General features: G+C 68.1%; 9 protein-coding genes. 2 read left to right on the forward strand and 7 right to left on the reverse strand.

What is annotated here, in order from left to right:
* Positions 1-25: 25 nt before the first annotated feature.
* Together rplU and AC3ANP_RS15485 are read right to left on the reverse strand one after the other, a co-directional pair.
* Positions 26-334, reverse strand: a complete 309-nt coding sequence (gene rplU / locus AC3ANP_RS15480; RefSeq protein ID WP_056738360.1) for a 50S ribosomal protein L21 — start codon at positions 332-334, stop codon at positions 26-28.
* Positions 335-910: 576 nt separating this feature from the next.
* Entirely contained in the window at positions 911-4,324 is a 3,414-nt protein-coding gene (locus AC3ANP_RS15485) for an Rne/Rng family ribonuclease (protein WP_488331021.1), read from the reverse strand.
* Positions 4,325-5,250: 926 nt separating this feature from the next.
* Between AC3ANP_RS15485 and AC3ANP_RS15490 the strand changes: the two genes are divergently transcribed.
* Entirely contained in the window at positions 5,251-5,922 is a 672-nt protein-coding gene (locus AC3ANP_RS15490) for a vitamin K epoxide reductase family protein (protein WP_488331022.1), read from the forward strand.
* Between the two features lie 113 nt (positions 5,923-6,035).
* On the opposite strand, the gene ndk is transcribed toward AC3ANP_RS15490, so the two are convergent.
* Genes ndk through ileS form a run of 4 tightly spaced genes read right to left on the reverse strand, consistent with a single transcriptional unit; the run spans position 6,036 to position 11,652 of the window.
* On the reverse strand, positions 6,036-6,449 hold the full coding sequence (ndk, locus tag AC3ANP_RS15495; protein WP_488331023.1) for a nucleoside-diphosphate kinase: 414 nt from the start codon (positions 6,447-6,449) through the stop codon (positions 6,036-6,038).
* A gap of 38 nt (positions 6,450-6,487) precedes the next feature.
* Positions 6,488-6,931: a DUF4233 domain-containing protein gene (locus AC3ANP_RS15500; protein WP_488331024.1), complete on the reverse strand. Its 444-nt coding sequence runs from the start codon at positions 6,929-6,931 to the stop codon at positions 6,488-6,490.
* Positions 6,932-6,933: 2 nt separating this feature from the next.
* A complete protein-coding gene (locus AC3ANP_RS15505; RefSeq protein WP_488331025.1) occupies positions 6,934-8,292 on the reverse strand; it encodes a bifunctional folylpolyglutamate synthase/dihydrofolate synthase in 1,359 nt (452 codons plus the stop codon).
* Positions 8,293-8,295: 3 nt separating this feature from the next.
* The gene (ileS, locus tag AC3ANP_RS15510; protein ID WP_488331026.1) at positions 8,296-11,652 is read right to left on the reverse strand and encodes an isoleucine--tRNA ligase; all 3,357 of its coding nucleotides are present in this window, start codon (positions 11,650-11,652) and stop codon (positions 8,296-8,298) included.
* 470 nt (positions 11,653-12,122) lie between these two features.
* Between ileS and AC3ANP_RS15515 the strand changes: the two genes are divergently transcribed.
* A complete protein-coding gene (locus tag AC3ANP_RS15515) occupies positions 12,123-12,788 on the forward strand; it encodes a hypothetical protein (RefSeq protein ID WP_488331027.1) in 666 nt (221 codons plus the stop codon).
* On the opposite strand, the gene AC3ANP_RS15520 is transcribed toward AC3ANP_RS15515, so the two are convergent.
* The gene (locus tag AC3ANP_RS15520; RefSeq protein WP_488331028.1) at positions 12,785-13,573 is read right to left on the reverse strand and encodes an SDR family oxidoreductase; all 789 of its coding nucleotides are present in this window, start codon (positions 13,571-13,573) and stop codon (positions 12,785-12,787) included. The two genes, AC3ANP_RS15515 and AC3ANP_RS15520, sit on opposite strands and share 4 nt — an antisense overlap.
* Positions 13,574-13,592 lie beyond the last annotated feature (19 nt).

Raw genomic sequence — 13,592 nt, forward strand, 5'->3', positions numbered from 1 at the left:
CTGAAAACCTGAACAGTAACGCTAGTTACTTGATGCCGGTGATCTTGACCTTGGTCAGTTCCTGACGGTGGCCCTGGCGCTTCTTGTAACCGGTCTTGTTCTTGAACTTCTGGATGACGATCTTGGGACCACGAAGGTCTTCCAGGATCTCAGCCGTAACCGTTACCTTGGCCAGGTCCTTGGCTGCAGACGTGACCTTGTCACCGTCTACCAGGAGCAGTGCGGGCAACTCAATGGTGCTGCCGGCTCCACCGGGGACGCGGTTCAGGGTAACGAAGTCTCCAACGGAAACCTTCTCTTGGCGGCCGCCTGCGCGGACAATCGCGTACACCACTGTGGAACTCACTTCTCTCGACGTTTATTACTAGATTTGCGTGCGGAACCTGGGGCCAAAGAACTTCGGACCGGCTCACGCTGTGCCTCAACGCCGGCGGGTTCCCCGGGGGAACCCATGAGCTAACCCCCGGAAAGTCCCGTCCGAGATCCGGATGGACTGTTCCTCAAGGTCATAACCCAAGTGTTGGCGTAAGCACCGAAGATCAAGACTACGCTAATTTCGCCTTCGGCCGCAAACGAGGCTGGTCCCGGCGGGCAGTACGTGACAGGCAACACACCAAGCCCCTGGGGGCCTGCGTTGTGGAGCCGCAGTGACTTCCGGAACCGCGCCTCACGATCTTACCCGTACCGGACAGCTTTGCGGCTAAGGTCCGTCTTCGGCGCGTCGCACCTGGGTTGCCCGGGTTTATCCGGCGCGCGGCTTAACCGGCGCGCGGTTTAACCGGCACGCGGTTTAACCGGCACGCGGTTTAACCGGCACGCGGTTTAACCGGCACGCGGGCCCCTACCTGGTTCGACGCCTCGTTCGGCGCCTTTCCAGGCAGGGACCCGCAAGCGGTGGAGCTGGGGCGGCCTACAACTCCGACGCGGGGACGCCGACGCCGAGGATGAGCGGTTCGTTGGCGGCCGGCTTGGCGGCCGCCTTCGTCGGCTCGGGTGCCTTGGCCTCATGGACGGAACCGGCGGCGGACGACGGCGTGGCGGCGCGTTGCTCCACCGAGGTGGCGTTGGCGGCGCCCTGGGCGCGGCTGGCGCTCCGGTTCCGGCGCACCCGCCGGGTTCCGCTGGCCGGTTCGGCCTCAGCCGGTGACTTGGTCTGCTGCGGCTGCGCTGCAGGCACTGCGGCCACCGGTTCCGCTGTCCGCGCGCTCCCCTGCCGCTGCCCCTGGGGCTGGCCCTGGGGCTGCCTCTGGGGCTGGCGGGCGGGGGCCTGCGGGGTTTCGCCGGCAGCCGGGGCCACGGCTTCGCGGGTCCGGCCGCTGGGCGGCTGGATCCGGGCCGTCCGGGCGCGTCCCCTGCCGCGGGTACCGCGGGACGGGGCGGCGGGTTCGGCGGCTGTTGGTTCGGCGGGAGCCGGTTCGGCGTTAGCTGGTCCGGCGGAGTCGGCCACCGGCGGTGCGGCTGCAGGCGCGGGTGTGCTGCCGGCCGGGCCGCCCGCGGGAGCGTCACCGAGGTGCGCGAACGCTTCGGTCAGCAGGTCCAAAGTCAACGCAGGCTGCTGCGCTTCCTCGGCGTGTTCAACAAACGGAAGGGCCACCTGCTCGCCGCCGAAGGTCAGCACCGCCGCGGGACGGCCGGCTGCTTCCTCCGTGGAGGCGAGTTCCACCGCAGCGTCCATCGCGGCCTGGCGGGTTTCGGCGTCGGGCGCGGCGGTTGCCTCCCCGTCGTGCAGGTGCGCGGCGTGCGCGGCTGCCGCGATGTTGGCCAGGGCCGCACGGGTCGCCTCGGCCTTGGCGTGGCGTTCGGCCTCACTGGGCTCGCTGTGGGCCGCCACGGGTGCGGGCAGCATCGATTCGCCGTTACCCTGGCCGCCCTTGCCGCGACGGCGCTTGCGCTCAGTGCGGGCAGCAGGCTGGTGCTCGGTCCGCGGCACGTGGTGCTCCGCGGCGACGGTGTTGGCACGGCGGTGTTCGACCGGCTCGTCGTGGGTGACGACGCCGCGGCCGGCGCACGCCTCGCATTGTTCGCCGAAGACCTCCAGCAGCCCCGTTCCCATCCGCTTTCGGGTCATCTGCACGAGGCCGAGCGAGGTCACCTCGGCGACCTGGTGCTTGGTCCGGTCCCGGCCCAGGCACTCCACCATGCGGCGCAGCACGAGGTCGCGGTTGGACTCGAGCACCATGTCGATGAAGTCGATCACGATGATGCCGCCAATGTCCCGCAGCCGCAGCTGCCGGACGACTTCTTCGGCTGCTTCCAGGTTGTTCTTGGTGACGGTTTCCTCGAGGTTGCCGCCGCTGCCGGTGAACTTGCCGGTGTTGACGTCCACCACGGTCATCGCCTCGGTACGGTCGATCACCAGGGAACCGCCCGAGGGCAGGAAGACCTTGCGGTCCAGCGCCTTGTGGATCTGCTCGTCGATGCGCCAGGCCGCGAAGATATCCGTGTCCTTGGTCCACTTCTCCAGCCGGCCCACCAGATCCGGGGCCACGTACGTGACGTAGGCCTCGATCGTGTCCCACGCTTCCTCGCCGGAGACGATCAGCTTGGAGAAGTCCTCGTTGAAGACGTCGCGGACCACCTTGATGGTCAGGTCCGGTTCGCCGTAGAGCAGTTCGGGGGCGAGGAGCTTGGAGGACGTGGACTGGCTTTCAATGCCCTCCCACTGGGCGCGCAGCCGGTTGATGTCGTGGGTCAGCTCTTCTTCGGACGCGCCTTCGGCAGCGGTGCGGACAATGACGCCGGCATCCTCGGGCAGGCGGTCCTTGAGGATCCGCTTGAGCCGGTTGCGTTCGACGTCGGGCAGCTTCCGGGAGATGCCGGTCATCGAGCCGCCGGGGACGTACACGAGGTAGCGGCCCGGCAGCGAGATCTGGCTGGTCAGGCGGGCGCCCTTGTGGCCCACCGGGTCCTTGGTGACCTGGACCAAGACTGAGTCGCCGGACTTGAGCGCGTTTTCGATCCGGCGCTGCTTGCCTTCGAGGTTGACCGCTTCCCAGTTGACTTCGCCGGCGTACAGGACGGCGTTCCGGCCGCGGCCGATGTCGACGAAGGCGGCTTCCATGGACGGCAGCACGTTCTGGACCTTGCCCAGGTAGACGTTGCCGATCAGGGAGTCCTGCTGGGTATTGGACACAAAGTGCTCGGCCAGCACGCCGTCCTCAAGGACGCCGATCTGGATTCTGTCATCGCGCTGCCGCACGATCATCTGGCGGTCCACGGACTCGCGCCGGGCCAGGAACTCGGCCTCGGTGATGACGGTGCGGCGCCGGCCGGTGTCGCGGGATTCGCGGCGGCGCTGCTTCTTGGCCTCCAGCCGGGTGGAGCCCTTGAGGGAGGTGACGCGGTTGTTGACCGGGGTTTCGGCGGCCGCACGCGGTGCCCGGACGCGGGTCACCGTGTTGGGCGGGTCGTCGTCCCCGCCGCCGGTCAGTTCGAGGTCCTGTTCGCCGCGGCGGCGCCGGCGCCGGCGGCGCGAGGTGACGCCGTCCTCGTGGTTCTCCTCGGAGGTTTCGCCGGCCTCGTCGCCGGCGTCGGTGTCGTCGTCCGAGTCGTTGCTGTCATCACCGGAGGTGCGGCTGCGGCCACGGCGCCCGCGGCTGCGGCGGCGGCGGTGGTTTCCGGCATCATCGCCGTCTTCGTCCTCGTCCTCGTCGGTGCTCTCGCCAGTGGCGGCGGCGGTCGCGGCCGGCACGGGGCGGACGACGGTGCTGAGGTCCGGGGCCTGGAAAATCACCGAGGTGGCAGCACCCGGGGCCAGGAAGAGCGAGGGAACGTCCACTTCGGCGGTTTCGCTGGCCACCGGTTCCGCGGCTTCAGCGGGTTCGGCCGTTGGGGTGGTGGTAGCTGTCGGAGCAATGGAGTCGGCCTTCGTGGCGTCCGCCTGGGCGGCGTCAGCCTGCATGGCGTCCGCCGGGGCGGGAACCGTGGTGGCGTCCGGTGCTGCCGGGGCGGTCCTGGCGCGGGAAGCCCGACGGCGGACCGGCTTCTGCGGCGCTTCTGCGGCAACCTCGGCCGGTGCCTCCGCTACCGGGGCTTCGTCGCTGGGGCTGGCGGCGGTGTCTGCGTCCGCTGGGATGATCTTGCGGGCGCGGCTCCGGCGGGCGGGTGCTTTCACCACAGCTGGAGTCTCGGCGTCCGGCGCGTCGGGTGCGGCGGTTGCCTCCTGGACACCGGCGTCGCCGTCCGGCGCGGCGGCCTCCGGCTTGGCCACTGCCTTACGGCGGGTCCGGGTGGTCTTCTTGGGCGCTTCTGCTGCCGGTGAAGCTTCTGGTGCTGCCACCGCTTCGTTATCAGTGGTAGCTGCTAGTTGCTGGTCATTGTCCATATGTGGCAACACTCCTGCCCTGATGCGCCGCCACATCCGGCGCCCGAGGGGGCACATTGTTGTCAACACCCGCGGGCATTGACAGAAGTCAATTGGGTACCTCCAGGTTCGCACCGGCAGTGGGGTGCGGCAGCCCTGGAAGGCCGGCGAGATTGCGCTGAACCCGTTGCTCTGTACGTCACAACCAGGTGCCGTCCAATGGCATTGCGGGATAGGCCGGATCGAAGGATCCGAAGTAAGCCCTGCTCTTCATTGGCGGTCTTGAAGTCAAAGTCGCCGGACCGAAACCCGAATGTGGATCGGGTCCCAGCCAGGATCATTGTCTCACAGGAGCCGCAAAAGCAGGCCTAGGCGGGCCGGCAGACTTGTGGACGCTCCCACAGAGAACACGAGCCGTGCCGGAGCCATCCCCGCCTTGCGCCGACAAGCAGGCCGCCACTCAGCCAGGAACCAACCGCCCCGCCCCGCCCCGCCCCGGAGGACATGCCCATCCGCCCAGGGAGGACATGCCCATTCGCCACGCGCAGCAGCGGGCACAACCCCAATATGCCCATCCGCCGACTACAGCACCGGGCATGTCCCGTCTCCGGCCACTCTCATGGCACCGCAGTCGGGAAACCAACCGCCCCGCCCAGGAGGACATGTCCATTCGCCGAGCGCAGCAGCGGGCACAACCCCAATATGCCCATCCGCCGACAACAGCACTGGGCATGTCCCGTCTCCGGCCGCGCCCGACAGACCGCCCGACCCAACCGGCGAACCAGCGCCAAGTTGTCGCGCAGCGCCAAGGCCAAGCCGTGCTAGGCAAGGCATCCATGCCGCGCAGCGGGTCAACCCCAGGCCCGATGCGGACGGGTCCGCGGCTTCCTTCAGCCGGCAGAGTTAGAATCAGCCCAAGAGCACCCGACGCGAAGGACTGAATTCCCATGCCCAGCATCTCCCCCGCCCCCGGCGACGTACGCGTCCCCGAGCGCGGCACCGGCGCGTCCGGCGCGGAGCGTCCCCTTCCCGCCATGACGCGTGACCGCCCGTTCGCCTGGCTGTTGGTGATCACCAGCGTCGTCGGCTGGCTTGCCTCCGGGACTCTCGTGCTGGAGAAGCTGGAGGTCCTCAAGGACCCCGGCCACACCACGGTCTGCGACGTCAACCCGTGGATCTCCTGCGGGCAGGTGATGCAGACCTGGCAGAGCTCCGTCTTTGGCTTCCCCAACATGTTCATCGGCATCGTCGCCTTCGCCGTCACCCTCACCGCCGGCATGGCCATGCTCGCCGGGGCCCGCTTCGCCCGCTGGTACTGGCTCGGGCTCCAGGCCGGCGTCACGCTGGGCTTTGCCTTCGTGGTCTGGCTCTGGTCGCAGGCTCTGTACTCGATCCACATCCTGTGCCCGTTCTGCATGATTGTCTGGGCCGTGATGATTCCGCTGTTCGTCTGGGTGACCGTGCGCAACATCAGCCACGGCGTCATCCCGATGCCTGCGGGGGCCGCGCGGATCATCGGCGACGCCGGCTGGATCGTGACGGCGCTGCTCTACGTCGCCGTGGTCGCCACCATTTTCTTCGCCTTCATCCAGGTCTTCATCGGAACGTCAGGCTACTGACCCGGGCGACGCCGCGAGGTGACAGGTAAGGCCAATGTTCGAGTCGAACATTGGCCTTACCTGTCACCTCGGTGCGAAGGTGCGAAGGTGCGAAGGTGCGAGGGATGCGGTCCCTAGAACCAGATCTTGATCTCGCGCTCCGCGGACTCGGGTGAATCTGAACCGTGGACCAGGTTCTGCTGGACCTTTACGCCCCAGTCACGGCCGAAGTCGCCGCGGATGGTGCCGGGCGCCGCCGTCGTCGGGTCCGTGGTGCCGGCGAGGGAACGGAAGCCCTCGATGACCCGGTGGCCCTCGAAGATCGCGGCCACCACCGGACCACTGAGCATGAACTCGACCAGCGGTTCGTAGAACGGCTTGCCGACGTGTTCCTCGTAGTGCTGCTCCAGGAGTTCGCGGGTCGCGTCGACCTTTTTCAGCTCGGCCAGGGTGTAGCCCTTGGCTTCGATCCGGGCGATGATGCTGCCGGTCAGGTTGCGGGCGACGCCGTCGGGCTTGATCAGGACGAGGGTGCGCTCAGTACTCACAGCTGCTCCTAAGGGTTGGGGTGGGGTTGGGGACAAGTCTAATTGCTGGGGGCATCGGGGTTCGCGGCCTCCCAGGCCGCCTGCTCGCGTTCACGCTGGCCGGCTTCGCGGTCGATCCGGATCCCGGTCCGGATGCCGTACCACCAGGTGATCGCGAACAGCCCGCCCACCAGGTACATGGTCGGCTCCACGAGACCGGTGAGGATCAGCAGCAGTTGCAGGATCCAGCCCAGGGCGACGCCCCACGGCTTCGAGAGAACAGCGCAGGTAGCCACCAGCACCACGCTCAGGCCGATGCCGACGCCGAACACCAGCAGCGGCGGCAGCTCGCCGCGGCGCAGTCCGAACACCGCCAGGGTCCCGAAGAGCGCCACGAAGGCCTCCAACAGCAGCACCGTGGAGGCAAACATGACCTTGGTGGAACGCCGCTTCTTGGGCATGCCCGGGCGCCATTCGCGCTGGGCCTTGGTAAGTTTCGCCATGGTTACGCCTGGGCCTTTCCGAGCAGGATCCGGGCCTCGGCCACGAGCGTGATGGAACCGGTGACCAGGACCCCGCCGGCCAGGTCATCGTTGGCCTCGGCCCGTTCCACGGCCCACTCCAGGGCGTCGTCGAGCTTGTCCGCGACGTGGATATTGTCCCCGCCGAAGCCCAGGTCCTCGGCCAGGTCGGCAAGGTCCTGGGCCGGGACGGCGCGTGGTGAATTGGACTGGGTGAAGCAGTACTCGGAGGCGAGATCGCCCAGGGATTCCTTGAGCTGGCGCAGGATTTCCTCGGCGTCCTTGTCCTTGAGCACGCCGACCACCACCACGAGCTTGCTGAAGTTGAAGGCCTCGTGGATCGCTTCGGCGGAGACCTTGATGCCTGCGGGGTTGTGCGCCGCGTCCACGATGATGCTCGGCGCGGTCCGGACCACTTCGAGGCGTCCGGGCGAGGTGACCGTGGCAAAACCCTCCTGCAGCACCTCGGCGTCGAGCGGCTTTTCGGCGCCGAAGAAGGCCTCCAGCGCGGCCACGGCGACGGCGGCATTCTCCGCCTGGTGTGCCCCGTGCAGCGGCACCAGCAGGTCGGGGTAGCGCCCGGCGATGCCCTGGATGCTCACCATCTGGCCGCCCACGGCGACGGTGCGGGATTCGACGCCGAACTCGACGCCTTCGAAGCGGAACGGCACGTTGACGTCCTTGGCTTTTTCCAGCAGCACCTGGGCGGCGTCGACGGGCTGGGCGGCGCTGATCAGGAAGCCGCCGGGCTTGATGATGCCGGCCTTTTCGTAGGCGATCTCCTCGGTGGTCTCCCCCAGCAGGTCGGTGTGGTCCAGGGAGATGGGGGTGACGACGGCGACCTGGCCGTCGCCGACGTTGGTCGCGTCGGTGATGCCGCCCAGGCCCACTTCGATCACGGCGACATTGACGGGCTGGTCCGCGAAGACCGCGAAGCCCAGGATGGTCAGGCACTCGAAGTAGGTCAGCCGCGGCTCGCCGGCGTCGGTGAGCTCGGTGTCCACGATGTCCAGATAGGGCCGGATTTCGTCCCAGATCCGGACGAAGGTCTCATCCGAAACGGGTTCGCCGTCGATGCTGATCCGTTCGGTGACCTTGGACAGGTGCGGGCTGGTATACCGGCCGGTGCTGAGCCCGTGGGCCCGCAGCCCCGCCTCGATCATCCGGGCGGTGGAGGTCTTGCCGTTGGTGCCGGTGATGTGGATGATCGGGTAGGCCTTGTTCGGCTCGCCCAGAATGTCCATGGCCCGGTACAGCGGCGCGAGCCTGGGCTCCATTTTGTTTTCCGGCGCCCGGCCCAGGAGTTCGGCGTAGACGCTTTCCACCGAGAATTCGTCGGTCATGGCTTAGGCCCCTGTTTCATTGGCTAGTTTTTCGACACTGATCGCCGGTTCCGTGGCATCGGGCCCGGCTGGAGCGGTGGCCAGTTCCAGGGTCAGGGTCTCGGTCTTGACCAGTTCCGCGTGTGCCAGGAGCGCCGCCAGGGTGCCCGGCGCGGCCGTGACGGTGGTGCGGATCCGGTCGCTGACCTGCAGTCCGGCGTCCTTGCGGGCCTGCTGGATGGCGCGGACGAGGTCCCGGGCGGTCCCTTCGGCCTCGAGTTCCGGAGTCACCTCGGTGTTGAGCACCACGAAGCCGCCGCCGGGCAGCACGGCGGCTGCGCGGGAGGCCTCCCCTTCCGCGGCGGCAGCCACGACCGTTTCCAGCGTGTATTCCTGCGGCTCCAGTTCCAGGCCGCCGGCGGTGACCACGCCCGCGTCGTTCACCGACCAGTCCCCGGACTTGGAGCCCTTGATCGCCTGCTGGACATTCTTGCCCAGCCGGGGCCCGGCGGCCCGGGCGTTCACCACGAGCTTCTGTTCGATCCCGAATTCCTCCGGGGAGGCGCTTTCGGCGTCGAGCAGGCGCACCGAGCGCAGGTTCAGTTCATCGGCGACGACGGCGGCGAAGCCTTCCAGCGCGCCCGCGCCCGGCGCCACCACCGTCAGTTCCTGCAGCGGCAGGCGCACCCGCAGGTTCGCGGCCTTGCGCAGCGAGGATCCGGTGGAGCAGATCTGCTGCACCCGGTCCATGGCTTCCACCAGCTCCGGGTTGGCCGGGAACAGCCCGGCGTCGGGCCAGTCGGCCAGGTGCACGGACCGCCCGCCGGTGAGGCCGCGCCAGATCTCTTCGGTGACCAGCGGCAGCAGCGACGCCGCGGCCCGGCACACGGTCTCCAGCGCGGTGTAGAGCGCGTCGAAAGCGTCCGCGTCCTCGTCGAAGAAGCGCTGGCGGCTGCGGCGCACGTACCAGTTGGTGAGCATGTCCAGGTAGCCGCGCAGTTCGTCGCAGGCCCCGGAGATGTCGTAGCCGTCCAGCCGCGCTGTCATGTTCCGCACCAGGTCCCCGGTGTTGGCCAGCAGGTACTGGTCCAGGGTGTCGGCGTAGCCGTCGTAGCGCAGCTTCGCGTCGTAACCCGAGCCGCCCGAAGCGGCGTTCGTGTAGAGCGTGAAGAAGCTGTAGACGTTCCACAGCGGCAGGATGACCTGGCGGACGCCGTCCCGGATGCCCTGTTCGGTGACCACCAGGTTGCCGCCGCGCAGGATCGGGCTTGCCATCAGGAACCAGCGCATCGCGTCGGAACCGTCGCGGTCCAGGACCTCCGAGACGTCCGGGTAGTTGCGCAGGCTCTTGGACATTTTCTGCCCGTCCGAGCCCAGCACGATGCCGTGGCTGATGACGTTGCGGAAGGCGGGGCGGTCGAACAGCGCCGTGGAGAGAATGTGCAGCATGTAGAACCAGCCGCGGGTCTGCCCGATGTACTCGACGATGAAGTCGGCCGGGTTGTGCGTGTCGAACCATTCCTCGTTCTGGAACGGATAGTGGACCTGGGCGTAGGGCATCGAGCCGGAGTCGAACCAGACGTCCAGGACGTCCTCGACGCGGCGCATCACGGACTGGCCCTCCTCGGGGGTGCGCGGGTCGTCCGGGTTGGGGCGGGTGAGCTCGTCGATGAACGGCCGGTGCAGGTCCACCTGGCCGGCCTTGTTCAGCGGCAGCCGGCCGAAGTCGGCTTCAAGCTCGGCCAGTGAGCCGTAGACGTCGGTCCGCGGGTAGTCCGGGTCGCTGGACTGCCAGACGGGGATGGGGCTGCCCCAGTAGCGGTTGCGGCTGATCGACCAGTCGCGGGCGTTGGCGAGCCACTTGCCGAACTGGCCGTCCTTGACGTTGCCCGGGATCCAGTTGATTTCCTGGTTCAGCTCGGACATCCGGTCCTTGAACTTGGTGACCTCGACGTACCAGGAGGAAACGGCGCGGTAGATCAGCGGGTTGCGGCAGCGCCAGCAGTGCGGGTAGCTGTGTTCGTAGCTGGCCTGGCGGACCAGGCGGCCCTCGGCGCGGAGCACCTGCGTGATGGGCTTGTTGGCGTCGAACACCTGCAGGCCGGCGATGCCGGCCAGCGGACCCGAGTTGAACAGCGGAAGGAACTTCGCGCCTTCGTCGACGGAAAGGACGACGGGGATTCCCGCCTCCTCGCAGACCTTCTGGTCGTCCTCGCCGTAGGCGGGGGCCTGGTGCACGATGCCGGTGCCGTCCGTGGTGGTGACGTAGTCGGCCACCAGGAAGCGCCAGGCGTTCTGGGTGCCGTACTTCTCGGCGTCGGAGAAGTAGTCCCAGAGCGGTTCGTAGCCCAGGCCCTCCAGTTCGGCGCCGCTGTGCCGGGAGGTGACGGCTGCCTCGGCCGCGGCCACACCCTCGGCGCCGTCGCCGTAGCCCAGGTCCTTGGCGTACGTACCAAGCAGGTCCTCGGCGAGCAGGAAGCTGCCGGTGACCGGCGCTTCGGCGGCCGCGGCCTTGATCCCGTGCGGCCCGGCCGGGAGCACCACGTAGCTGATCGCGGGCCCGACGGCGAGCGCCAGGTTGGTGGGAAGCGTCCAGGGCGTCGTGGTCCAGGCGAGCGCCTGCACGCCGGCAAGCTGCCGGGACAGCTCCGAGTCCCCGGCCGTGATCGGGAACGTCACCGTGACGGTCTGGTCCTGGCGGTTCTTGTAGACGTCGTCATCCATGCGCAGTTCATGGTTGGACAGCGGCGTCTCGTCCTTCCAGCAGTAGGGCAGCACGCGGTAGCCGTTGTAGGTCAGGCCCTTCTCGTGCAGCTGCTTGAAGGCCCACAATACGGACTCCATGTATTCCACGTTGAGCGTCTTGTAGTCGTTCTTGAAGTCCACCCAGCGTGCCTGCCGGGTGACATAGCTCTGCCATTCGTCGGCGTACTTCATCACGGAGGCGCGGCAGGCGTCGTTGAACTTGTCGATGCCCATTTCTTCGATCTGGGTCTTGTCCGTCATGCCCAGCTGCTTCATCGCCTCGAGCTCCGCGGGTAGCCCGTGCGTGTCCCAGCCGAACCGGCGCTCCACGCGGTGGCCGCGCTGGGTCTGGTACCTGGCCACGAGGTCCTTGGCGTAACCGGTCAGCAGGTGGCCGTAGTGCGGCAGCCCGTTGGCGAAGGGCGGGCCGTCGTAGAAGACGAACTCGTTGCTGCCCGGCTCGCCTCCGGGCAGGTCGGGATCCCGCTGGTCGATGCTGGCCTGGAAGGTTCCGTCCTGGTCCCAGTACTTGAGGATGCGCTCTTCGATTTCCGGAAACTTCACGGAAGCGGACACGCCGGAGGCAGCGGAATTGGCGCCGGACGGTACGGCTGAGGCCTTGGGGTAATGGGTCATCTCGACATCCTGGGTTGAGCTGGTGAACAACGGTATTCATTCAGGATGCGAGGACGGCCCCCGTGCTGTCGCAACAACTGCTGTCGCAACAACGCCGGCACCGCGGTACCACCTCACTTACCGTCGCCGGTCCCGCCCTTCTCCCTCGGCTTCGGGGGAAACTGGCTGCACCGGCTCGGCCGCTCGTTGACTGCTGTGACGGGCTTACCCGTCCGGTTCTACCGGCCCTGGCGTGGCATTGTCCGCGCCGGGGCGTTCTTCCGGAAGCTCACCGGTGATTGCCGGGTCGTAGCTGCTACCTTGATGTTACCTGATGGCCTCGGGCTGGTCTTCCGTAGCGCCGGTGCCGAGCGCTACCGGGTGCGTTGATCCGGCCGCGGTCTAGCCAAAACGGCCCACGTGTGTAGAACTTACTGGTACGGCATCTACGTGTGCAGAACGTGGAACACGATCCGACGGAAAGGCACCCGATGAACACCAATCCCGGCATGGCGGACCGGCGCGGCGAGGAAGCAGTGGGGACGGACCGCACCGGAGAGGACGCGGCCGCAAACGACCCGGGCACAAAGGCCCCGGGCGCCAACGACAGGGTGAAACTCCAGTTGGCCATCTTCGAAGTAACCCGGGAGGCCCGCGGCAAGAGCCTGGCCGAGATCCGGGAGCTGCTGCTGACAGCGTTCGCCCGCCACGGGGTGAAGCCGCCACCCAACACGTGGCTTGACTCGGTGGCCTCGGCAGCGGTCTACGGGGAGCCGTACATCATCGACTTTCCCTCGGCCCTGGCCGCTGACCGCGAAGTGCCCGCCCCGAAGGAGAGCGTGCGGCGCAGGCTGGCGCTCCGCCGCGAACTGCGGCAGGAGCAGTTGCCGCCCGGGATCTTCCCCTCGGCCGCGGACTGGGACATCCCGGACGGCGCGAACGGCGGCGCGGGCGCCGGAATCGGCGCCCCTGCGGGGGCCGGGCTCTCCCGGGCAGTGAAGGAGAGGACAGCGGGGTTGCGCGGGCTCGTGGCGGCGGCGGCGCTCACCACCGCGGCGACCGTGACCGTGCTGGCCGTGTGGGCCGCACGCCGGCGTGCGGTGCGCCGGGAGCCGGGGCGGCACCAGCCGGCCCGGGGCACCGCAGCCGGCCGCTAGTTCTTCCGGATGACTTTGTAGTTCGCGGCCTGCGCCACGGGCCGGATCACGATCTGGTCCAGGTTGACGTGGTGCGGGGCAGTGACCGCGTACCGCACGACGTCGGCGACGTCGGCGGCCGTGAGCGGCTTCTCAACGCCGGCGTACACCTTGTCCGCGGCGCCGGGGTCGCCGAGCCGGTTCAGCGCGAACTCCTCGGTCTGGACCATGCCGGGAGCCACCTCGATGACGCGGAGGTTGTGCTCGGCTTCCTCCAGCCGCAGGGCGCCGGTGAGGGCGTGCTGCCCGAACTTTGCAGCGTTGTACCCGCCGCCGCCCTCATAGGCGGAGAGGCCGGCGGTCGAGGTCAGGTTCAGGACGGTGCCCTCGCCGCCGGCACGCAGCATCGGCAGGAACGCCCGGATGAGTTTCAGCGTGCCGAGGACGTTGACGTCGTACATCCATTCCCAGTCCTCGATCCGCGCGTCGGCCACGTTGTCCGCGCCGCGGGCCCCGCCGGCAATGTTGATCAGGGTATCGATGCCGCCGCCGCGGCTCACCTCGTCGAGCAGCCGGGCGACGTCGCCGTCGTCGGTCACGTCTGCGGCCACTGCGACGGCGCCGGTTTCAGCGGCGAGCGCCTCGAGCCGGTCGGCGCGGCGGGCGACGGCGAAGACCTTCCAGCCTTCCTGCCGCAGGGCGCGGACGGTGGCCTCGCCGATCCCAGTGCTGGCGCCGGTGACAACGGCCGCCTTGACTACTGTTGCTGCAGTTGCAGTTCCTGCGTTTTCAGTTCCCTCAGTCATGGCACCACCCTAGTAGATC

The organism is Arthrobacter sp. JB02-1C (assembly GCF_057748045.1).

Coding starts and splice junctions, on each gene's coding strand:
- AC3ANP_RS15485 (WP_488331021.1), bottom strand. CDS start 4,324: ATGGACAATGACCAGCAACTAGCAGCTACCACTGATAACGAAGCGGTG.
- AC3ANP_RS15490 (WP_488331022.1), top strand. CDS start 5,251: ATGCCCAGCATCTCCCCCGCCCCCGGCGACGTACGCGTCCCCGAGCGC.
- ileS (WP_488331026.1), bottom strand. CDS start 11,652: ATGACCCATTACCCCAAGGCCTCAGCCGTACCGTCCGGCGCCAATTCC.
- AC3ANP_RS15505 (WP_488331025.1), bottom strand. CDS start 8,292: ATGACCGACGAATTCTCGGTGGAAAGCGTCTACGCCGAACTCCTGGGC.
- AC3ANP_RS15500 (WP_488331024.1), bottom strand. CDS start 6,931: ATGGCGAAACTTACCAAGGCCCAGCGCGAATGGCGCCCGGGCATGCCC.
- AC3ANP_RS15515 (WP_488331027.1), top strand. CDS start 12,123: ATGAACACCAATCCCGGCATGGCGGACCGGCGCGGCGAGGAAGCAGTG.
- AC3ANP_RS15520 (WP_488331028.1), bottom strand. CDS start 13,573: ATGACTGAGGGAACTGAAAACGCAGGAACTGCAACTGCAGCAACAGTA.